Annotated in this window: 22 protein-coding genes and 1 tRNA gene; 15 read left to right on the plus strand and 8 right to left on the minus strand. The window is 42.0% G+C overall.

What is annotated here, in order from left to right:
• Positions 1-38 precede the first annotated feature (38 nt).
• The 6 genes from MKI85_RS00965 to MKI85_RS00990 form a co-directional block, all read right to left on the minus strand.
• The gene (locus MKI85_RS00965; RefSeq protein WP_241624116.1) at positions 39-962 is read right to left on the minus strand and encodes a CysB family HTH-type transcriptional regulator; all 924 of its coding nucleotides are present in this window, start codon (positions 960-962) and stop codon (positions 39-41) included.
• Between the two features lie 49 nt (positions 963-1,011).
• Positions 1,012-2,073, minus strand: coding sequence for a sulfate/molybdate ABC transporter ATP-binding protein (locus MKI85_RS00970; protein ID WP_241624118.1), 1,062 nt, complete (start codon positions 2,071-2,073; stop codon positions 1,012-1,014).
• 14 nt (positions 2,074-2,087) lie between these two features.
• Complete coding sequence (gene cysW, locus MKI85_RS00975) at positions 2,088-2,969, minus strand: sulfate ABC transporter permease subunit CysW (RefSeq protein WP_241624120.1); 882 nt, start codon at positions 2,967-2,969, stop codon at positions 2,088-2,090.
• On the minus strand, positions 2,966-3,799 hold the full coding sequence (gene cysT / locus MKI85_RS00980) for a sulfate ABC transporter permease subunit CysT (protein WP_241624122.1): 834 nt from the start codon (positions 3,797-3,799) through the stop codon (positions 2,966-2,968). Before cysT ends, cysW begins: the two co-directional genes overlap by 4 nt.
• A 75-nt stretch (positions 3,800-3,874) precedes the next feature.
• Positions 3,875-4,480 (minus strand): RBBP9/YdeN family alpha/beta hydrolase, encoded by a 606-nt coding sequence (locus MKI85_RS00985; protein ID WP_241624123.1) that lies wholly within the window; start codon positions 4,478-4,480, stop codon positions 3,875-3,877.
• 30 nt (positions 4,481-4,510) lie between these two features.
• Positions 4,511-5,521, minus strand: coding sequence for a sulfate ABC transporter substrate-binding protein (locus tag MKI85_RS00990; protein ID WP_241624125.1), 1,011 nt, complete (start codon positions 5,519-5,521; stop codon positions 4,511-4,513).
• Positions 5,522-5,682: 161 nt separating this feature from the next.
• Between MKI85_RS00990 and pabC the strand changes: the two genes are divergently transcribed.
• From pabC to MKI85_RS01010, 4 genes are all read left to right on the plus strand, one after another.
• Positions 5,683-6,495 carry an aminodeoxychorismate lyase gene (pabC, locus tag MKI85_RS00995; protein WP_241624128.1) on the plus strand — a complete coding sequence of 271 codons (813 nt, stop codon included), beginning with the start codon at positions 5,683-5,685 and terminating at the stop codon, positions 6,493-6,495.
• A gap of 7 nt (positions 6,496-6,502) precedes the next feature.
• A complete protein-coding gene (gene mltG / locus MKI85_RS01000) occupies positions 6,503-7,567 on the plus strand; it encodes an endolytic transglycosylase MltG (protein ID WP_241624130.1) in 1,065 nt (354 codons plus the stop codon).
• A gap of 3 nt (positions 7,568-7,570) precedes the next feature.
• A complete protein-coding gene (tmk, locus tag MKI85_RS01005) occupies positions 7,571-8,170 on the plus strand; it encodes a dTMP kinase (RefSeq protein ID WP_241624132.1) in 600 nt (199 codons plus the stop codon).
• A gap of 89 nt (positions 8,171-8,259) precedes the next feature.
• On the plus strand, positions 8,260-8,685 hold the full coding sequence (locus MKI85_RS01010) for a PaaI family thioesterase (protein ID WP_100241460.1): 426 nt from the start codon (positions 8,260-8,262) through the stop codon (positions 8,683-8,685).
• A gap of 90 nt (positions 8,686-8,775) precedes the next feature.
• Here MKI85_RS01010 and nadB read toward each other — a convergent pair whose 3' ends face one another.
• Complete coding sequence (nadB, locus tag MKI85_RS01015) at positions 8,776-10,413, minus strand: L-aspartate oxidase (RefSeq protein ID WP_241624134.1); 1,638 nt, start codon at positions 10,411-10,413, stop codon at positions 8,776-8,778.
• A 230-nt stretch (positions 10,414-10,643) separates the two neighbouring features.
• On the opposite strand from nadB, the gene MKI85_RS01020 reads away from it, so the two are divergent.
• From MKI85_RS01020 to miaE, 11 genes are all read left to right on the plus strand, one after another.
• Positions 10,644-12,023 (plus strand): Do family serine endopeptidase, encoded by a 1,380-nt coding sequence (locus MKI85_RS01020; protein ID WP_241624430.1) that lies wholly within the window; start codon positions 10,644-10,646, stop codon positions 12,021-12,023.
• Positions 12,024-12,187: 164 nt separating this feature from the next.
• A complete protein-coding gene (locus MKI85_RS01025; protein ID WP_241624137.1) occupies positions 12,188-12,640 on the plus strand; it encodes an acyl-CoA thioesterase in 453 nt (150 codons plus the stop codon).
• A 173-nt stretch (positions 12,641-12,813) separates the two neighbouring features.
• Complete coding sequence (lepA, locus tag MKI85_RS01030; protein WP_241624138.1) at positions 12,814-14,631, plus strand: translation elongation factor 4; 1,818 nt, start codon at positions 12,814-12,816, stop codon at positions 14,629-14,631.
• 21 nt (positions 14,632-14,652) lie between these two features.
• Positions 14,653-15,480 (plus strand): signal peptidase I, encoded by an 828-nt coding sequence (gene lepB, locus MKI85_RS01035; RefSeq protein WP_100241315.1) that lies wholly within the window; start codon positions 14,653-14,655, stop codon positions 15,478-15,480.
• 23 nt (positions 15,481-15,503) lie between these two features.
• Entirely contained in the window at positions 15,504-15,878 is a 375-nt protein-coding gene (locus MKI85_RS01040; RefSeq protein WP_241624140.1) for a DUF4845 domain-containing protein, read from the plus strand.
• Positions 15,850-16,542 (plus strand): ribonuclease III, encoded by a 693-nt coding sequence (rnc, locus tag MKI85_RS01045; protein WP_241624142.1) that lies wholly within the window; start codon positions 15,850-15,852, stop codon positions 16,540-16,542. Before MKI85_RS01040 ends, rnc begins: the two co-directional genes overlap by 29 nt.
• Positions 16,543-16,547: 5 nt before the next feature.
• A complete protein-coding gene (era, locus tag MKI85_RS01050) occupies positions 16,548-17,582 on the plus strand; it encodes a GTPase Era (protein ID WP_241624144.1) in 1,035 nt (344 codons plus the stop codon).
• Between the two features lie 24 nt (positions 17,583-17,606).
• The gene (locus MKI85_RS01055) at positions 17,607-17,801 is read left to right on the plus strand and encodes an NF038104 family lipoprotein (protein WP_241624147.1); all 195 of its coding nucleotides are present in this window, start codon (positions 17,607-17,609) and stop codon (positions 17,799-17,801) included.
• Between the two features lie 9 nt (positions 17,802-17,810).
• The gene (gene recO, locus MKI85_RS01060) at positions 17,811-18,521 is read left to right on the plus strand and encodes a DNA repair protein RecO (protein ID WP_241624149.1); all 711 of its coding nucleotides are present in this window, start codon (positions 17,811-17,813) and stop codon (positions 18,519-18,521) included.
• A 13-nt stretch (positions 18,522-18,534) separates the two neighbouring features.
• Positions 18,535-19,260 carry a pyridoxine 5'-phosphate synthase gene (pdxJ, locus tag MKI85_RS01065; RefSeq protein WP_241624151.1) on the plus strand — a complete coding sequence of 242 codons (726 nt, stop codon included), beginning with the start codon at positions 18,535-18,537 and terminating at the stop codon, positions 19,258-19,260.
• Positions 19,261-19,280: 20 nt separating this feature from the next.
• Positions 19,281-19,934, plus strand: a complete 654-nt coding sequence (miaE, locus tag MKI85_RS01070) for a tRNA-(ms[2]io[6]A)-hydroxylase (protein ID WP_241624153.1) — start codon at positions 19,281-19,283, stop codon at positions 19,932-19,934.
• A gap of 180 nt (positions 19,935-20,114) precedes the next feature.
• On the opposite strand, the gene MKI85_RS01075 is transcribed toward miaE, so the two are convergent.
• A tRNA-Asn gene (locus MKI85_RS01075) sits at positions 20,115-20,190 on the minus strand.
• Positions 20,191-20,425: the final 235 nt, after the last annotated feature.

A 20,425-nucleotide genomic window follows, 5' to 3' on the forward strand; every position in this document is an offset into this window, starting at 1 on the left:
TGCATGGAGGCAACATGATATTGCCTCCATTCAAGTAGTTATTCTTCAGGATATGCGACTTTTTTCAACGCCTTGATATCGGTTTCAGGTGAGCAAAGGGATATAAACTCGTAGCCATAACCACGAAGTAAGTGTCCTTTACGTACAGCCAACCATGTGGTGTTGATGCCGAAAATATCGGTTTGAATTTGCTTTAAACGATAGTCGCGTTCGGCGTCATAAGCAACGTTGTTGACAATACCCACGCCCATACCGAGTTCAACATAGGTCTTGATGACATCGGCATCGAGAGCTGACATCACAATATCGACATCAATTTGTGCCGCTTCAAAGGCTTTGTCAATTTTAGAACGACCTGTAAAACCACCGTGATACGTGATCAATGGGTACTGTGCTAAATCTGCCAATTCAATACGGTCTTTCTGTGCCAGTTCATGTTGTTGCGGGGTAATAATACAGTGTTGCCATTCATAGAACGGGACACTGGCTAAATTATCCTCAGTGGTCAACGATTCGGTGGCAATGCCAATATCCGCTTCGCCTTGCAGCAACATTTCTGTAATTTCCATTGGACTGGCTTGTTGTAGCACCAGATGCACTTTGGGAAATTCTTTTTTAAATAAATTCACGATAGGTGGTAGAACATAACGCGCTTGGGTATGCGTGGTCGCGATTGTTAAAGTCCCTTCATCGACTTTATTAAAGTCGTCCGCTAAACGTTTAATATTATCGGCATCGACCAGCATGCGTTCTACAATGCCGAGCAACGCTTGTCCTGGTTCGGTTAAACCGAGTAGACGTTTGCCTTTACGAATAAAAAGCTGAACCCCTAATTCATCTTCCAGATCTTTAATATGTTTACTGACCCCAGATTGAGAGGTATATAAAGCTGCAGATGCTTCGGTCAAATTGAAGTTCTGTCGCACCGTTTCTCGAATAATTCTGAGTTGTTGGAAATTCATTTCTCTATACCTTAAAGCGGTGAGGTGGAGATGCCTCACCTAAATGTCTCTATGCGACTTGATTTTCGAATAAGTGTAATGCAGTTGCACTTAACCAAACAGTTTGATTTGGTCTAAATTGATGTAATTTTGACTCTTCTGGGCTGAGTGTGATTTCAATCAGGTTACCTTGACGATTTTGTAGCTCAGCCAGTACTTTTCCTGCAATCCAAATTTCACGCAAGAATGTAGCTTGAATGGCATTGTCTTTGGGTTGGGTGTGAATGCGTAATTCATTTGGTCGAGCGAAGGCAATCACATTACCATGCGGTGCATGTTGCGCGGCTTCCAAGTGAATGCGATCTTCACCCAGTTGAATAATGCCTTGATGATTGTGTCCCTCAAAGCGGTTGGCTTGACCTAAAAAGTCGAACACAAAAGGCGTTGCCGGTTTTTCATAGACTTCGCGTGGTGAACCAATCTGTTCCACATTGCCTTTGTTCATCACAATAATTTGATCAGCAACTTCCAGCGCCTCTTCTTGATCATGGGTCACAAAAATTGAGGTTATATGCAGTTCATCATGTAGGGTACGTAGCCAGCGACGTAATTCCTTTCGCACTTTGGCATCGAGTGCACCAAATGGTTCATCCAATAACAGGACTCGTGGTTCAACGGCTAATGCTCGTGCTAAGGCAATTCGTTGACGCTGTCCACCTGAAAGTTGCGCTGGGTAACGATCTGCTAAAAAGCCCAGTTGCACCAAATCCAGTAAACGGGTCACGCGCTTTTTGATTTCTGCTTCTGATGGACGGGTTGCACGCGGACGTACACGTAAACCAAAAGCAATATTGTCAAAGACAGTCATGTGGCGGAATAGGGCATAGTGCTGAAATACAAAGCCAACTTGGCGCTCGCGCACATGCACATCCGTAGCATCTTGACCTTCTAGGATCACTTGCCCACCATCTGTCGATTCTAAACCCGCAATAATGCGGAGTAAGGTGGTTTTTCCACAACCTGAAGGACCGAGTAAAGCAACCAATTGACCTTCAGGGAAATCTAAAGAAATATTTTTCAGTGCATGGAATGCACCAAAGTGTTTTTCAATGTTTTTGACTTGAATACTCATGGGGACATTCCTATTTAAATACTTGAACTATGGTTTTGTTTTTCCTGACGATATTCAACCCATGTTTTTAAAATTAAGGTCACAATTGCCAGTAGAGCCAATAGGGAGGACACTGCAAAAGCTGCGCTAAAGGTGTACTCGTTATAAAGAATTTCTACATGCAGGGGTAAGGTGTTGGTTTCGCCACGAATATGCCCTGAAACTACAGAGACCGCACCAAACTCACCCATGGCACGGGCATTACACAGGATTACACCGTAAATCAGACCCCATTTGATATTGGGTAAGGTCACTTTCCAAAAGGTTTGCCAACCTGAAGCGCCAAGCACCATAGCGGCTTCTTCTTCTTCCGTACCTTGAGCCTCCATAAGAGGAATCAGTTCGCGTGCGACAAAAGGAACAGTAATAAACACGGTGGCTAACACAATGGCAGGTACGGCATATAGAACTTTGATGTCATGATCCATTAACCAGTTGCCCATCCAGCCTTGTGTCCCGAAAATCAGTACCAACATTAAGCCTGCAATTACAGGTGAAACAGAAAATGGCAGATCAATTAAGGTGGTTAAAATAGATTTACCACGGAAATTAAACTTGGCTACCGACCATGCTGCTGCTACGCCAAACACGACATTTAGCGGTACGGCAATTACTGCAGTAAGCAAGGTCAGCTTTACTGCAGATAGCGTGTCTGGATCGATTAAGGCTTGAAAGTAAACCGCAACCCCTTGCTTAAAGGCTTCTACAAAAACCAGAATTAAAGGAAGCATTAAGCAGCTTAAGAAGAAAACTAAGGCGATGGTCAGTAAAGTGTAACGTACCCAAACTGGTTCACGGGTGGCATCTCGAGACTGTAAGCGTTCAGCAAAAGCATTGCCATTGGTCACTAAGCTCATATTGCTGTTCTCCCTGTACGACGGCTTGCCCATGCTTGTAATAAGTTGATTAAAAATAGTAGTGCGAATGAAATAAGCAACATCACTACAGCAATCGTCGTTGCACCTGCATAATCATATTCTTCTAAGCGCGAGATGATCATGAGAGGAGCAATTTCTGTTTTGAACGGCTGGTTGCCTGCAATAAAAATCACAGAACCATATTCACCTACGCCACGTGCAAAGGCCAATGCAAAGCCGGTCAGTAAGGCTGGGAACAAAATCGGTAAAATGATTTTGGTCACAATTTGCAGACGGTTCGCGCCTAGGGCTGAAGCCGCTTCTTCAAGTTCAGTTTCTAAATCACTCAAAACTGGCTGAACGGTACGTACTACAAAGGGAATACCAATAAAAATGAGGGCAAGCGTAATCCCGATCGGGGTATAAGCCACTTGAATGCCGAGAGGATCAAGATATTGTCCCACCCAACCTGTTGGGGCATAGAGAGAGGTCAAAGCAATACCCGCGACTGCAGTTGGTAAGGCAAAAGGTAAATCGACCAATGCATCAACAATGCGTTTGCCTGGAAAGCGATAACGAACTAAACACCATGCCAGTAATAAGCCGAAAACTACATTAATAACGGCAGCCAATAACGCTGTGCTAAAGCTGAGTTGTAGAGACTTTAAAATCCGTTCAGAACTTAAAATTTCCCATAAGCCCGCCCAACCAATGTCTAAAGATTTAATAAAAACGGCTGAAAGCGGAATCAGCACGATTAACGATAAATAAGCGAGGGTAAAACCTAGTGAAAGTCCAAACCCTGGCAGCACTCGGGATCGCTGCGACATGACAATTCCTCAAAACTTGAGCAGACTGATCCAATAAAATCAGCCAAATAATTTGTGAATGAAGTTATGCAGACCCTAGAGTGCATAATTTAGAAAATAGGGGGAGTCATTAGACAGTCGCATTCGAGACATTGACTGTTCTGGAAGCAGATAGTCATAGATTTCAGGAAACGGACCAAAACCAGATGCCATATTGATATGACCGACTTGACCTAAATTAATCGGTTTTAGTTTCCAGTGCTGTGCAAGTTTTAGGGCATCTTCAAAGCTTAACCATGGGTCATTTTCACTTATCAACATTGTGGTTGGAACTTGAAGCTTTAGCTGCTGGAATAATGACTGATAATCCTGTTGGCTGTCTCGCGCAAAACCTGCTTCACCAAAACGGGAAGGATTGGCAGGTGCAACCAGAACCAAATTTTTCACACGTTGATTCAGTTCAGGATGCAGAGCCAAAGCTGCAACCGTGGTCAAGCAACCAAAGCTATGCGCGACAATTTGGATATCACTTTGAATGGGTTTCAGCGTTTTCACAAATTGAGCAACCCAGTGTTGCAAGATCGGTTGGTTCCAGTCGGTCTGATGCACACGGGAGCAAGACATGAGGTTACGTTGCAACCATGACTGCCAGTGCTGTGCTTCACTACCACCTACACCCGGTACGATGACGGTATGAATCATGACGTTGCTCCTCTGTGAATAAATGATCAATTATTTTGTGTTGTTGGCTTTTACGATCTGGTCGAATACACCACCATTTTCAAAGTGTTGCTTTTGGACTTTGTTCCAACCGCCAAACTCCTGATCAATCGTGACTATTTTTAAAGGCTTAAATACATTTTTGTACTGTGCCAAGATTGCGGCATTCCTTGGGCGATAAAAATGTTTGGCTGCTAGTTGTTGTCCAAGTGGCGAATACAAGAAGTTTAAATAGCCCTGCGCCAGATATTGTGTGCCATGTTTGTTTACGTTTTTTTCAACAATCGCTACAGGGGGTTCTGCCAAAATTGATAAAGATGGCGTCACAATTTCAAACTTACCCGGTTGCTCACGTACCGCAAGATAAGCTTCATTTTCCCAAGCCAGCAACACATCACCTATGCCACGTTCAGCAAAGGTTGTGGTCGCACCACGAGCGCCTGAATCCAGAACTTTGGTGTTTTTATAAATTTGGCGGACAAATTCTTGGGCTTTGGCATCATTGCCATTGGATTGATGCTTTGCCCAAGCCCATGCTGCTAGATAGTTCCAACGTGCGCCACCCGAGGTTTTAGGGTTAGGGGTAATAATGCCCACATTAGGTTTGACCAAGTCACCCCAATCCTTAATGCCTTTAGGATTGCCTTTACGGACTAAAAAGACGATGGTCGAGGTATAAGGTGTGGAGTTTTGAGGCAGTTTTTTCTGCCAGTCGGTTGGCAGCAATTTGGCTTTCTCTGCAATCACGTCAATGTCGGCAGCCAGTGCTAAAGTCACGACATCGGCTTCAAGTCCATCAATCACGGCACGGGCTTGTTTGCCTGAACCACCGTGAGATTGTTTGAAATTGACCTGTTGACCAGTACGGCTCTGCCAGTATTTGCCAAACTGTGTGTTGACATCATCGTATAGTTCGCGGGTAGGATCATAAGAAACGTTTAAGAAATCTCGTGCCGATGCATTCACGGAGGTGATGGAAATCAGTGCAGCGATCAATCCAAGTTTTAAGCTAGAAAAGCGCATGTGTTGCCTCAATAATTCTGCGTGTTTTTGCTATGAGGTAAGAATAGCGCTGAGTTTTTTGCAAAAAAAATAATAAAAAACGAATTTTATATGAATAAAAAAGCAATAAAATTTAAACTAGACTGCCTACACTACGGCAGGATCAAAAGGACCGTTCAATCATGCTCTGTTTTAAAAATACGCAAGAAGTCAAAGACATTGCTTTGCTTGATCGAGCTTTCCATTATGGCGATGGCTGCTTTACTACGGCACGGATTGTCGAGAGTGAAATTGAACTGGAAGCCTTACATTACGCACGTTTGAAGCTGGCTTGTGAACGTTTATCACTGGATGTTGATTTGAATGCTATTGCGACAACATTGGCATTGATGCAGCAGCAATGCTCTGATCTAAATGGCACGTTGAAGGTGATTATCAGTCGTGGTGAAGGGCAACGTGGTTATAGCTTGCCGAATCATCCAGCCGATTTATGGGTGTTCTATTATCCCAAAATAGTTGGGCATTTCCATTATGAAAAAATTCAATCGGGGGTCTTACAGTCGGTGATGGGCTTGAGTATGCCAGATTTGGTTGGCATCAAAAGTTTAAATCGCATAGAGCAGGTCTTGCTAAAGCGGGAAGCCGATCAACGTGGCTGGTTAGAAGCCTTGGTGATGGATGTTCAGGGTTCAGTTGTAGAAGGTGTAAGCAGTAATTGCTTCTTTCGCATAAATGACACATGGATTACGCCTGAACTTCGTTATAATGGCGTGCATGGGGTCATGCGCGCTGAAATTCTGCGTCGCATGCAGCAGCAGGGGATTCAATGTGAACAGCGCTTAGTCGATTCGGATGAGATTCCAAATATCCAGAGTTTGTTTTTCTGTAATGCCTTGCAACCCATGAAAATTGCCACAGTGTTGGATCAGCAAACTCTAATGGTTGAACCCTGTATTGAACTTTTTAATACCTTAAAATTGAATCAGATAGCCTAATCTTATTATGAGCAGTAAACCAAAACCGAAAAAAAAGCCTGCTAACAAAAGCACGCCAACTTCTAAATTCTCCGCTAAAAAATGGGGAATTTTTATTGGGCTATTCCTTGTGGTTGTCGTCACTGTGCTTTGGTCGAGCTTATTTAAGGCTTATCCCATTGAAGGAAAAAAGCAGCTCTTAGCAATTGGACAGGGTGATAGCTATTCGGGCTTGATAGATCGTTGGTCGAAAGAAAGTAAGATTCATTTTCCGATCATTTTAAAGCTCTATCAAAAAGTGATGATTCATGACAGCTTGAAAGCTGGTGTTTATGAAATTCAACAGGGCATGAGCGTTCGTCAGGTGTTGGAATTGGTTTCTAGCGCTGAAAATGCACAGATGAATCGAGTTTTGGTGATTGAGGGTACGACCTTTAAGCAACTGATTGAGCAATTAAAACAAAATCCGATGGTGAAAAAGGAAGTGTCTAATTTGTCGCAAGCGGAAATATTGCTGGCACTCAATATTCCTTATTCGCATCCTGAAGGGCTATTTGCTCCAGATACTTATTTCTTTAACAAAGGTGAGTCGGACAAGAAGATTTTAACCGATTTGTACCGTCGTCAAATGAAAAGTCTAGATCAGGCATGGGAAAAACGTGCGCCAAATTTACCGTATAAAGATAAATATGAAGCGCTGATTATGGCGTCGATTGTTGAAAAAGAAACCAGTCTAGACAATGAGTTAGAACAGGTTTCAGGAGTGTTTGTACGCCGTTTGCAAAAAGGTATGCGTCTACAAACCGACCCAACCGTGATTTACGGAATGGGGGATCGTTATCAAGGGAATATTACCCGTCAGGATTTAAGAACACCAACGCCGTATAATACCTATACCATGAGTGGCTTGCCACCGACCCCAATTGCCTTGCCAAGTAAAAAGGCAATTGAAGCGGCAATGCATCCCGACAATGCCAACCATATTTATTTTGTCGCGACGGGCAATGGTGGACATAAATTTAGCGCGACACTGGAAGAACATAATCGCGCAGTCCAAGAGTATTTAACCGTTTTAAAGTCGAAGCAGGAGTGAAGCATGTTTATAAGTTTTGAAGGCACAGAAGGTGTCGGGAAAACCACTCTGATTCGTAAAATTCATGAGCATTTTCAACAGCAAGGTAAAGATGTCGTGCTGACGCGTGAGCCAGGCGGAACGCCGATGGCAGAACAAATCCGTAGCTTACTTCTTGCTGTCAATCATGATGAATTAATGTCAAATGACACTGAATTGCTACTGATTTATGCTGCACGTGCCCAGCATTTACAACAAGTGATCGTACCTGCTTTAGAGGCAGGGAAAACAGTCTTATGTGACCGCTTTACCGATGCCAGTTTTGCTTATCAATGTTCGGGTCGTGGTTTAAACCAGACTAAATTAAACTTATTAAACGATCATTTTGTATCACATATGCCCAATATTACGTTTTGGCTGGATGCTCCGATTGAAACAGGCATGGCACGTGCGCGTGAACGTGGCGCTTTAGACCGTTTTGAACAAGAAAAAGTCAGTTTCTTTGAAAAAGTCCGTGCCGGCTATCAGACCTTATGGAAACAACAGCCTGAGCGTATGAAGCGTTTAGATGCAACCCAAACACCCGAGCAAGTCTTTGCTCAGGCTTTGTCATATTTGGTGTAAGAGTTGATCGAATTTCCTAGTGTCGATCATTCATTAATCTTTTATAGTGATGATCGAATAGGGAAGACGGATAACAATACGCAATGAATATGCAAAGTAAACAAGCTGAAATTATTCAGTTTTTGATGCAACATTTTCCACAAAGCTTAGAAAAATGTGACATTGAATCCGTGACGGATCGAGGGGCAACCGTTGTTTATCATATTGATGAACGTGATTTACGACCAGGGGGGACGGTCTCAGGGCCGACCATGATGACGGTTGCAGATTATGCTTTATATATCGCGATTCTGGGCGAGATTGGCATTGTTGGGCTGACTGTTACCACCAATTTAAATATCAACTTCTTGCGTAAACCTGCGGCTTCACAAGACTTGCGTGGGGTTTGTAAGCTGATGAAAGTGGGCAAAGCCTTAATCGTTGGGGAAGTCTGGATTTATTCAGTCAATGAAGATGAGCCTGTGGCGCATGTCACAGGAACTTATTCAGTACCACCCCAGCGCACGGTCATATAACGACGCATTGGGTTGATTGTTTTAATCTTCAATGTGATTGCTTAAAAGACAGGTACAGTCGATTAAAGACTGTACCTGTGTTGTTTTGATTTAAACATTGACCAGTGGTGTTTCAACTTGGAAGTTAGGCGGCGTGAGTACGGTTTTTCGTAACTCAGGCGCTAGCTCTGGATAATCCAAGGTGAAATGTAAACCACGCGATTCTTTACGTTCCATTGCACAGCGTACAATCATTTCTGAAACCAAGACCAAGTTACGCAGTTCAATCAGATTTTTACTGACTTGGTAATCTTCATAGTACTCGGTGATTTCACGCTTGAGCATTTCAATACGGTGTAAAGCACGTTGAAGACGCTTGGTCGTGCGGACAATACCGACATAGTTCCACATGGTTTGACGCAATTCATCCCAGTTTTGCAGAATGACGACATCTTCATCAGGGTTCATAACCTGAGAATCATCCCACTCTGGTACAGCTGGCGAATGATAGTTTGCAATATATTGTGACTCGATATGCTCGGCAGCACTCATGCCATACACGAAACATTCAAGCAGTGAATTGCTCGCCATACGATTCGCACCATGCAGTCCTGTATATGACGTTTCACCCACAGCATATAAGCCCTGAATATCAGTTTGGCTATGCTCATCTACCACTACGCCACCACAGGTGTAATGTGCGGCAGGGACTACAGGAATCATATCTTTAGTAATGTCGATACCGAGTTCGAGTAGGCGGGCATAAAGTGTTGGGAAGTGTTCTTTTACAAAAGCTTCAGGTTTATGGGTAATGTCTAACCAGACATGACGAATACCTAAACGTTTGATTTCATAGTCGATCGCGCGCGCGACAATATCACGCGGCGCAAGTTCAGCACGTTCATCAAAACGTAGCATGAAGCGTTCGCCATCTGGCAGTCTTAAGTAGGCGCCTTCGCCACGCATCGCTTCGGTAATGAGGAAAGAGCGAGCTTGCGGGTGATATAAACAGGTCGGATGGAATTGGTTAAACTCCATATTGGCGACACGGCAACCTGCTCGATATGCCATGGCAATACCATCACCTGTGGCAATATCAGGATTCGAGGTATAAAGATAAGCTTTCATAGCACCACCGCAAGCCAGTGCGGTAAACGGTGCTAAAAAGGTATGTACCTGTTCGGTTTTTTCATCGAGTGCGTATAGACCGAGCGCTCGATTGTTGGCTTCATCCAAGCCCAGTTTTTGCGAGGTAATTAAATCAATCGCAATAAAGTTTTCAAAAATCGTAATATTGTCTTTTTCTTGTGCACGTTGTACCAGCGTCGTAGAAATGGCACGACCCGTTGCATCTGCAGCGTGAATAATACGACGTTGTGAATGACCGCCTTCACGAGTTAGATGTAATTGCGCTTGCTCATCTAAGGTGAACTGTACGCCGTTATTTAATAGAAAATCGACAGATGGTTTGCCACCTTCAACGGTTTGTTTGACTGCATCGAGTTCACATAAATGCGCACCTGCAATCATGGTGTCATCAATGTGCTGTTGAATGGAGTCCGTTTCATCCAAAACAGCGGCAACCCCACCTTGTGCATAGTAAGTACTGGCATCCGTGAGGGTTGATTTCGCTAAAACTGCAATGTTGAAATGATGAGGTAATGACAGTGCTAAACTTAAACCTGCGCCACCACTGCCCACAATAATCACATCAAATTGATGCGTTGAGCTTAAATTAGACATTTCCATCAGCTAATTTTAAAAAAAAGTTTGGTAATGACAACGCTTTTTGCGATAAAAGGCAAGTGTAAAATAGTCGAGTCTTGATCAGAAAAAGCAATCAAAGTGCACAAACATTATCTAAAAATAAGTACTTGTTTTGCTAAAACATAATTGAACATATTATTACGCAAGAATAACAAGTTTTATGATAAAAATTTTTTGTTAAAGACGTAACAATAAATGAGTGAATGAGTTTTATGAAGAGTGGCTATCTACAAAAAGGAATGTATGCTGCGGTATTTACGATGGCGGCTGTACAGACACAAGCAGCACAAGCCGTAGATTTTTCAAATTTAGTCGAGCAAGTCAGTCCTGCGGTTGTGAGTGTGCATGTGGTCAAAAAAATGACCCAAGACGAAATCATGCAACAACAAGTCCCTGAAATCCTAAAGCGTTTTTTTGGCAATCAAGTCATTATTCCACAGCAACAGGTTCCGCAAGAAAAGACCGCTTATGGGAGTGCTTTTTTTATTAGCAAAGATGGTTATCTGTTGACCAATCATCATGTGGTGGAAAATGCTTCTAAAGTCACTATTATGCTGAATGACCGTCGTGAGCTGGATGCTACGGTTGTTGGTAGTGATGAGCGTACCGATGTAGCTTTGCTGAAAGTCAAAGGTGATCAATTTCCTTCACTCAAAACAGGTAATGTAGACCAATTGAAAGTGGGTGAGCCTGTTTTGGCAATTGGTTCTCCCTTTGGTTTTGACTATTCAGCTTCCGCGGGTATTGTCAGTGCCAAAATGCGCAATATGATGGGTGAGACTTCAGTCCCGTTCATTCAAACCGATGTGGCTTTAAATCCTGGTAATTCAGGTGGACCATTGTTTAATCAGCGTGGAGAAGTCGTTGGTGTGAACTCGCGTATCTTCAGTGGTACGGGTGGATATATGGGCTTGTCGTTCTCCATTCCAATTGATGTGGCAATTGATGTTGCAGACCAGTTGAAACAGAAGGGTAAGGTGACCCGATCTTACTTGGGTGTCATGATGCAGGATATTGACCGTAATCTGGCAGAATCCTATAACTTACCGAAACCTGAAGGTGCATTAATCACGGATGTGACACCGAACTCACCAGCTTCCAAAGCAGGCTTAAAGGCGGGTGATGTTGTATTAAAATACAATGGGGCTTCAATTTCACGGACGTCTGAATTACTTAATTATTTAAACCGTTCAGCTCCAAATCAAACCATTCAGCTTGAGGTGTTGCGTGATGATAAAACACGTAATATTTCAGCAACATTAACGACCGCTCCAGATGATACGCCTGCTAAAGCTCAACAAGTGTCTGAAAGTACAGGACCAAAAATTGGGGTTGCGATCCGTGATTTAACTCCTACAGAATTGTCACAGCTTAATATCCAAGGCGGTGTATTAATTCAGGACGTGATGCGTGGTGGTGTAGCATCGCAGGCGCGTATCTTGCCTGGGGATGTCATTACACAATTGAATAATAGTAGCATCAACAGTGCGAATGATTTTGTAAAAGCAGTTTCAGCTTTGAAGAAAGATACCGTGGTACGAGTGTCATTAATTCGTAAAGGTCAACGTGCAATTGTAGGTATGCGTATTTAAGGATTAGATATCAGCAACATCGTGTTGAACTAGAAAATGCCAGTCTATTCAGTTTAGACTGGCATTTTATTTGGCTGAAATATTATTCAGCATTAAATGTGAAGTAAAAATATAGACATGGTTTTTAAAACTTTGACTAAACCATGGAAAGGATGAACGAGTTAATGAGTGCAATTTTTGATTTAGATTTAACAGTTAAACCAGAACATATCGATGCTTTGGGGCATGTCAATAATGTGGTGTATGTGCAGTGGATGCAAGATGTCGCAACAGCACATATTGATCAGTTGGGATTAGGTATACAGCAGTATTTAGAGTTAAAACATGCCATGGTGGCAGTTGAACATCATGTGCAATATCGAAAAGCCTCGTTATTAGAAGATCAAATTGTTCTGCGTACATGGTTAAGTGATATTAACAGCATGTATTTATTTCGACAGTATGCATTTTATCGTCCAGCTGATCAGGCGATTTTATTTATGGGGCAAACCAAGTGGGCATGTGTAGAAATTGCGACAGGTCGACCAAAACGTATTTCTCCGACCTTCTCGCAAGCTTATCAACCGTTAAGTGAGCAGATTAATCCGCTAGATTTTAGTGTTTCTTATCAAGCTTAAAGGATTGAATCGATGTTGTTGAAAAAATGTACGGTCTTAAAAACCTGAGGGTTTCAACGAATTTATCACTTTTTCATTTTTGCAATCTGTTATAATCGGCAGCAATTTGTTTAACCGCTTTCGCTTGGTACCTCCGCTTTGTACTAGGCACTATTTTTTTCTTAAGGTAACTCATGGCGCAAGCTAAAAAATCCGTTGATATCAAGAATATCCGAAATTTTTCGATTATTGCTCACATTGACCATGGTAAGTCAACTTTGGCTGACCGTTTTATTCAAATGTGCGGCGGTTTACAAGATCGTGAAATGCAAGCCCAAGTTTTGGACTCGATGGAGTTAGAACGCGAACGTGGGATTACCATTAAAGCAGCGTCTGTAACGCTCTATTACACCCATCCAAATGGTCAAGAATATCAATTGAACTTCATTGATACACCGGGACACGTGGATTTTTCTTATGAAGTTTCGCGTTCATTGGCGGCATGTGAAGGGGCATTGTTGGTTGTGGATGCAGCACAAGGTGTAGAAGCACAGTCAGTTGCAAACTGCTATACCGCGATTGAGCAAGGGCTTGAAGTCCTGCCAATTTTAAACAAAATTGACTTGCCGCAAGCTGAACCTGAGCGCGTGATTCATGAAATCGAAGAAATTATCGGTATTGAAGCGACAGATGCTCCAACCTGTTCTGCAAAAACAGGTCTAGGTGTAGAAGGTGTGCTTGAGCGTTTAGTGGATGTGATTCCAGCACCAGAAGGTGATCGTGAAGCACCATTACAAGCGTTGATTATTGACTCATGGTTCGATAACTATTTAGGTGTTGTCTCTTTAGTTCGCATTAAGCAAGGTCGTATCCGCAAGGGCGACAAAATGTTGATCAAATCGACAGGACAAACCCATCCTGTGACTTCTGTGGGTGTATTTAATCCAAAACATACAGAAACGGATATCCTTGAAGCAGGTGAAGTAGGTTTCGTGATTGCGGGGATTAAAGATATTTTTGGTGCGCCAGTGGGTGATACCATTACACTTGCCGCAACACCAGAAGTACAAACTCTGCCAGGTTTCAAAAAAGTGAAACCGCAAGTTTATGCTGGTCTGTTCCCAATCGATTCAAGTGATTTTGAACCATTCCGTGAAGCGTTACAGAAATTACAAATCAACGATTCTGCATTGTTCTTCGAACCTGAAAGTTCGGATGCGCTGGGTTTTGGTTTCCGTTGTGGTTTCTTGGGCATGCTACACATGGAGATCGTTCAGGAACGTCTTGAACGTGAATATGATCTTGATTTGATCAGTTCGGCACCTACCGTGGTGTACGAGGCATTGACCAAAAAAGGTGAAACGATTTATATCGACAGCCCATCGAAAATGCCTGATGGTTCAACCGTAGAAGATTTACGTGAACCAATTGCAGAGTGTCATATTTTGGTGCCGCAAGAATACTTGGGTAACGTGATGACCTTGTGTATTGAGCGTCGTGGTGTGCAAAAAGACATGAAGTTCTTGGGTAACCAAGTGTCTGTGACTTTTGAAATTCCAATGGCTGAAGTGGTGATGGACTTCTTTGATAGATTGAAGTCTTGTTCACGTGGGTTTGCCTCTTTGGACTATAACTTTGTCCGTTTTGAAAGCTCATCTTTGGTAAAAGTTGATGTCTTGATTAACGGTGAAAAAGTCGATGCTTTGGCAATGATTTGTCATCGTCAAGATGCTCGCCATCGCGGTATTGCACTGGTCGAAAAAATGAAAGATCTGATTCCTCGTCAGATGTTCGATGTTGCCATTCAAGCAGCAATCGGTGCGCAAATTATTGCACGTTCAACAGTCAAGGCAATGCGTAAAAATGTCTTGGCGAAATGTTATGGTGGTGACGTTTCACGTAAGAAGAAACTCCTATCTAAACAGAAAGAAGGTAAGAAACGCATGAAGCAAGTGGGTAGCGTTGAAATCCCGCAAGAAGCGTTCTTAGCTGTGTTGAAAGTAGAAAGATAAGAATTAGAGGTCGTTTAGCTCATGGATTTTGATTTTAATTTAATACTCGTGCCTGCCACGCTGATTTTTTTCTTGGTGTGGTTGCTGGATAAGTTTGTATTTAAACAAAGACAAACCAAAGGCAGGGGAAATGAAAATTTCATTATCACATGGGCGTATGATTTCTGGCCTGTATTGGCGGTCGTTTTAGTTTTGCGTTCATTCTTGTACGAACCATTTAATATTCCATCGGATTCTATGGTGCCAACCTTAGAAACGGGTGATTTTATTTTGGTGAATAAGTTTAACTATGGTGTGCGTTTACCTATCGTTAATAAGAAAATTATTGATGTGGGTGAGCCAGAGCGTGGTGATGTAATTGTGTTCCGTTATCCACCTCAGCCAACCATTAGTTATATTAAGCGTGTTGTTGGTCTACCAGGGGATCATATTATTTATGATCATGGGCAACTGACGATTAATGGTCAAAAAGTGGCGAAAGTGCCTGTTGAATTTAGTCGTGAGAAAGATGCATTAGACACACCAACTTCGATCTATCATAAAGAGACTTTAGGTCAGCATACATTTACGATGCGAGAACTGGAAGGGGTGAATGTTGCTCGCCAAGCACCATTCATTAATTATGTTGAAAATGGTAAATACTCAACTGAAAATGGTTTATATTGGGAAGTGAAAGTTCCAGCAGGGCACTATTTTGCGATGGGGGATAACCGCGATCAAAGTGCGGACAGTCGTTTTTGGGGATTTGTGCCTGAGGAAAACTTAACAGGGAGAGCATTTTATGTGTGGATGCATAAAGAGCCTGGATTCAAACTACCGTCATTTAGCCGTAACGGTAAAATTGATTAATTGACCAAAATGGAAAATAAAAAATGTGTCGAAATCAAAAAGGTGCGTCTTATATTGGGTTTTTAATTGCAATTGTTGGTTTTGCATTTTTAGCAAAAGTCGCAATTGCCGTGTGGGCTCCCTATTGGGATGATCGTGTGATTGATAGTCAAATCACAGAGCTATTACAAAGTAGCCCAACGAATATCAGTCCATCGAAATTTTCTAGTCAAATGGGGCAACGTTTAGATATGAACAATGTCCGCGATATAAAATTTGATGATATTGCACAAGTAACCAATACCGATGGTATACAAGTGAATAAGAGTTATGAGGTAAGAAAGCCATTCTTACTGAATATAGATTTAGTGTTAAAGTTTGAGAAAAGTTTTGATCAAAGGTCAGTCCAAACTAAGTGATATGCGCTTAGCAAGTCGTATCGGTTACCAGTTTAAGCAAGCTGAATTATTACAGCTTGCATTGACACACCGTTCGGTGAGCCATAAATATAATTACGAACGCCTAGAATTTTTAGGTGATTCGTTGTTAGGAATGATCATCGCCAATTATTTGTATCAGGCTTATCCGCATGAAAATGAAGGGCGTCTAACTCGAATGCGTGCCACATTGGTACGTCAGGAAGCGTTAGGTAAAATCGCCAATGATTTGAAACTCAGTTCCTGTATGATTTTAAGTACAGGTGAATTAAAGTCGGGTGGTCATCATCGCGAATCTATCTTGGCGGATACGGTTGAAGCGATCATTGGTGCGATTTATGTGGATTGTGGTGACTTAACGGTGTTACAGGCTATCGTGTTAAAATGGTATGAACCGTATTTAGATCATATTGAGCCAACCGATCAACTGAAAGATCCGAAATCGAGATTGCAAGAGTATTTGCAAGCACGTAAAAAGCCGTTACCACTGTATGAGGTTGTCGATATTCAAGGGGATGCACCGAATCAACATTTCAAAGTGCATTGTACCGTTGATGGATTACCTCTATTTAAAGGTGAAGGTTCAAGTCGTCGTTTTGCAGAACAAGCTGCAGCGGCGGATGTTTTAAAACTATTGGAGCAGTAAACTGCATGACTACGAATTCCGATCACATTGATGCTGATCACGAGTCGCCTAGCGACAATGATACCAAAGATTTAATTAGCCAGTTTTTTAGTGAACAAGGCACAGCCATTCCTGCTGATTTCAGAAGTGGTTTTGTTGCGATTGTCGGTCGTCCAAATGTGGGTAAATCGACTTTAATGAATCACTTGCTGGGTCAGAAACTTTCCATTACCTCGCGTAAACCACAAACGACACGTCATAAAATTGTCGGGATTGATTCACGTGAAAAATCTCAGGCGGTATTTGTAGATACCCCAGGGATGCATAAAAAAGAAGTGCGTGCCATCAATAAAATGATGAACCGTGCTGCGCATTCTGCTTTGCGCGATGTGAATTTGGTTCTTTTTGTGGTGGATGCGCAAAAGTGGACACAAAACGATGAGCTAGTTTTGGAAAAACTGAAGAATGCTGAAATGCCTGTAATTCTGGTAATCAATAAACTGGATACGCTAGAAAATAAAAATCAGGCATTACCGCTTATTCAAGAACGCGCCAAACTCATGAATTTCGCTGAGATTGTTCCAGTTTCTGCGCTTCGTGGTGCTAATCTTGAACATTTACGTAATACCATTGAGCAGTATTTACCATTCCAGCCACCATTATATTCGCTTGATCAGATTACAGACCGTTCTGAGCGTTTCTTGGCGTCTGAAATCATCCGTGAAAAGATCATGCGTCAGCTGGGTGAAGAATTACCTTATGATTTAACTGTTCAAATTGAATCATTCCGTACCGAAGATTCAGTGATTCACGAAAAAACAGGTAAACTTAAACCTGCTTGTACCTACATTGATGCTACAATTTTTGTGGATCGCGCAGGGCAAAAAGCCATTGTGATTGGTGAGAAAGGTACCAAGTTGAAAAAAATTGGTATGGATGCCCGTACCGATATGGAAAAAATGTTTGAGCAAAAAATCATGCTGACGCTTTGGGTGAAAGTAAAAGGTGGTTGGTCAGACGATGAACGTGCACTGAAAAGTCTTGGATATAGTGACATTTAAGATTTGACTCAAACAGGAGCTGTAATGGTAAAAATTTGCTTGATTGTGGCAAGTGTAATAATTTTACAAGGCTGCATTCATAAAATTGTTACAGTTCCTGTAAAAGTGGCATATAAAACCACCAAAGGCGTAGTGAAGGGTACGGTCGCAGTTGTGGAAGCTGTAATTCCTGATGAAGATGATAAGGCTGATGAAACACAGCAAGATCAGCAGGATTAATGTTGATTCATGCGTAATGAAGTGTTACATGGCTATTTAATTCATCACCGTAAGTACCGTGAGCGGAGCCACATTGTACATTTATTCACACAAGAATATGGTCGTGTTGATGGTATTCTGCGCCAAACGCCTCCACCACAATATCAACCGCTGCGTTTACAGGCATCGGGAAAGTCTGAATTAAAAAATTTCAGCAAACTTGAAATTATGCATCATCCAATTTTCTTCTTTGGAGATGCATTTTTTTCAGGTTTTTATCTCAATGAAATTTTATTGCGCCTGTGTCCTCTCGAAGTCGAAATGCCTGAAACATTCAATCAGTATGCAAAGACTATTCAGTATTTACAGACATTAAATGAACAGGACAATCCTACGCTCTTTTTAAAGCAAATCCTCCGTCAGTTTGAATATGCTTTATTAGAAGAGTTAGGGTATCCACTTGATTTTACAATCGATGCAAATCAAGCTGAAATACAGCCACAGCAAAATTATATCTTTCAATTAAGTGATGGATTTATTCCTATCATCCGTACGTCATCATCGACTTTGGCGGGTGCGCAGATTCTATCTATGCAGCACTACGAAAAAGGTGTGGAATTTAATTCAGAACAGTTACAATTATTGTCGAAGCTATATAGGCAAATGATTACATCCTTGTTGGGGGATCGACCGCTCAAAAGTCGCCAACTGTGGATACAAAACACTCAATCTAGAACATGATTAGGAAAAAATAATGGCTGCTTTACTAGGTGTAAATATTGACCATGTTGCAACATTGCGTCAAGCACGTGGAACAAGTTATCCAGACCCAGTTAATGCTGCTTTAATTTGCGAGCAGGCTGGTGCAGAAGGCATTACTTTGCATTTGCGTGAAGATCGTCGTCATATTCAGGATGATGATGTGCGTCGTATGCGTCCTGCCTTGAAAACGCGTATGAATTTGGAGCTTGCAGTTACAGCCGAAATGATTGCCTTTGCCAAAGAAATTCAACCACAGCATGTTTGTTTTGTGCCTGAAAAACGTCAGGAAGTGACGACTGAGGGTGGTCTGGATGTTGTAGGTCACTTTGAAGAGGTTAAGGCTGCAACACAAGAGCTGACTGCTGTTGGTTGTGATGTTTCATTGTTTATTGATGCTGATTTTGCCCAAATCGATGCAGCGGTTGCTTGTGGTGCACCAACCATCGAAATCCATACGGGTGCTTATGCAGATGCAGAAACGCCAGAAGCGCAACAACATGAATTAGACCGCATTGTGAAGGCAGCATGTTATGCTGCGGAAAAAGGTTTGGTGGTGAATGCGGGACATGGTTTAAATCTTGAAAATGTCACACCGATCGCGCAAATCCCAGAAATCCATGAATTAAATATTGGGCATTCTTTAATTGCAGATGCAGTATTTGTTGGGTTGGCGCAAGCAGTTCAAGAAATGAAAGCTGTAATTAAAGCTGCACGTTAATACTGAGTTTAGCTTAAATTATGTCGACAATTGATTATGATGACTTGATGAAGCCTGTATTGGGTTTCTTGGGTTGTACTACACCGCAAGCATGGTTGGATGAAGCATTAAATCATCTGGATATTTTGATGCAAGATCATGCCAATTGCGAGAAAAAAGCTGCAGGGACAGCAATGAACCTGATGTTTCGCTACAGTTTTTTTACGGATCTGCAAGTCAAATTGGCGCAGTTGGTGCGTGAAGAAATGCTGCACTACGAGCAAGTTCTTGAGTTGATGAACAAACGTGGTCAAGCGTGGTCAAATTTGAGTGCAGGTCGCTATGCGGGTGGATTGCGTAAAGAAGTGCGTACTTATGAGCCAGAAGCTTTAATTGATATATTAGTCATTGGAGCTTTTGTTGAGGCGCGTTCGTGTGAGCGTTTCTTTGCACTTGCTCCGCTTGTAGATGAAGAGCTGGGGCGTTATTACCGTTATTTGCTCAAGTCGGAATCACGGCATTTTGAAGATTATTTATCTTTGGCTTTGGATGTTGCGCGGACAGGAAAATTGAAAAATCCTGAAGAAGATATTCAGCAGCGTATTGAACATATTCGTGAAGTGGAAAAAAATCTGATTTTATCCCCAGATGATACTTTCCGTTTCCATAGTGGAATACCTGTGCTAGCAACGTAAACTGATTAAGGTGTTTAAGAAATTAAGCACCTTTTTTTATGATTTATAAAAGGTATTTTGGTAAGAGTAAGTTTGAATCTGAAGTAAATAGGGTATTGTTTGAAGTTGCCGATATCGTAGAAGTGAAGAAAATAATAGGCAAAAAAAAGCCCGCTTTAATGCTGCGGGCTTTTTTGTATTTGGCTCTCCAACCTGGGCTCGAACCAGGGACCTGCGGATTAACAGTCCGTCGCTCTACCGACTGAGCTATTGGAGAATCTGAGTGCGATTATAAGCAGATTTTAAAACTGGTCAAGCCTTAGGGGGTAGAAAAATGTGGATTTTAAGCGTGTATGCCGTATATTTAGGCAAACAATTCAAAATTTAAGAAAAAATAGAAAATAGGCTTGTGCTTTGAAAAAAGCATTGCTAGATTAATTACAGAAAGTTGTTGAAGTGAAAAACTTCAACAGTGTGGATTTAAACCAACTTGCCAGCACTAAAATGGCTAA

It is taken from the genome of Acinetobacter zhairuonensis (assembly GCF_022601715.1).
Taxonomy (GTDB): domain Bacteria; phylum Pseudomonadota; class Gammaproteobacteria; order Pseudomonadales; family Moraxellaceae; genus Acinetobacter.

Excerpts from the sequence above, each read along its gene's own strand:
- era (WP_241624144.1), top strand. The coding sequence starts at position 16,548 with ATGACTACGAATTCCGATCACATTGATGCTGATCACGAGTCGCCTAGC.
- cysW (WP_241624120.1), bottom strand. The coding sequence starts at position 2,969 with ATGAGCTTAGTGACCAATGGCAATGCTTTTGCTGAACGCTTACAGTCT.
- pdxJ (WP_241624151.1), top strand. The coding sequence starts at position 18,535 with ATGGCTGCTTTACTAGGTGTAAATATTGACCATGTTGCAACATTGCGT.
- MKI85_RS01025 (WP_241624137.1), top strand. The coding sequence starts at position 12,188 with ATGAGTGCAATTTTTGATTTAGATTTAACAGTTAAACCAGAACATATC.
- tmk (WP_241624132.1), top strand. The coding sequence starts at position 7,571 with ATGTTTATAAGTTTTGAAGGCACAGAAGGTGTCGGGAAAACCACTCTG.
- nadB (WP_241624134.1), bottom strand. The coding sequence starts at position 10,413 with ATGGAAATGTCTAATTTAAGCTCAACGCATCAATTTGATGTGATTATT.
- lepB (WP_100241315.1), top strand. The coding sequence starts at position 14,653 with ATGGATTTTGATTTTAATTTAATACTCGTGCCTGCCACGCTGATTTTT.
- MKI85_RS00990 (WP_241624125.1), bottom strand. The coding sequence starts at position 5,521 with ATGCGCTTTTCTAGCTTAAAACTTGGATTGATCGCTGCACTGATTTCC.
- MKI85_RS00970 (WP_241624118.1), bottom strand. The coding sequence starts at position 2,073 with ATGAGTATTCAAGTCAAAAACATTGAAAAACACTTTGGTGCATTCCAT.
- MKI85_RS01020 (WP_241624430.1), top strand. The coding sequence starts at position 10,644 with ATGAAGAGTGGCTATCTACAAAAAGGAATGTATGCTGCGGTATTTACG.
- MKI85_RS01055 (WP_241624147.1), top strand. The coding sequence starts at position 17,607 with ATGGTAAAAATTTGCTTGATTGTGGCAAGTGTAATAATTTTACAAGGC.
- mltG (WP_241624130.1), top strand. The coding sequence starts at position 6,503 with ATGAGCAGTAAACCAAAACCGAAAAAAAAGCCTGCTAACAAAAGCACG.
- pabC (WP_241624128.1), top strand. The coding sequence starts at position 5,683 with ATGCTCTGTTTTAAAAATACGCAAGAAGTCAAAGACATTGCTTTGCTT.
- miaE (WP_241624153.1), top strand. The coding sequence starts at position 19,281 with ATGTCGACAATTGATTATGATGACTTGATGAAGCCTGTATTGGGTTTC.
- MKI85_RS01040 (WP_241624140.1), top strand. The coding sequence starts at position 15,504 with ATGTGTCGAAATCAAAAAGGTGCGTCTTATATTGGGTTTTTAATTGCA.
- recO (WP_241624149.1), top strand. The coding sequence starts at position 17,811 with ATGCGTAATGAAGTGTTACATGGCTATTTAATTCATCACCGTAAGTAC.
- lepA (WP_241624138.1), top strand. The coding sequence starts at position 12,814 with ATGGCGCAAGCTAAAAAATCCGTTGATATCAAGAATATCCGAAATTTT.
- MKI85_RS00985 (WP_241624123.1), bottom strand. The coding sequence starts at position 4,480 with ATGATTCATACCGTCATCGTACCGGGTGTAGGTGGTAGTGAAGCACAG.
- MKI85_RS00965 (WP_241624116.1), bottom strand. The coding sequence starts at position 962 with ATGAATTTCCAACAACTCAGAATTATTCGAGAAACGGTGCGACAGAAC.
- cysT (WP_241624122.1), bottom strand. The coding sequence starts at position 3,799 with ATGTCGCAGCGATCCCGAGTGCTGCCAGGGTTTGGACTTTCACTAGGT.
- MKI85_RS01010 (WP_100241460.1), top strand. The coding sequence starts at position 8,260 with ATGCAAAGTAAACAAGCTGAAATTATTCAGTTTTTGATGCAACATTTT.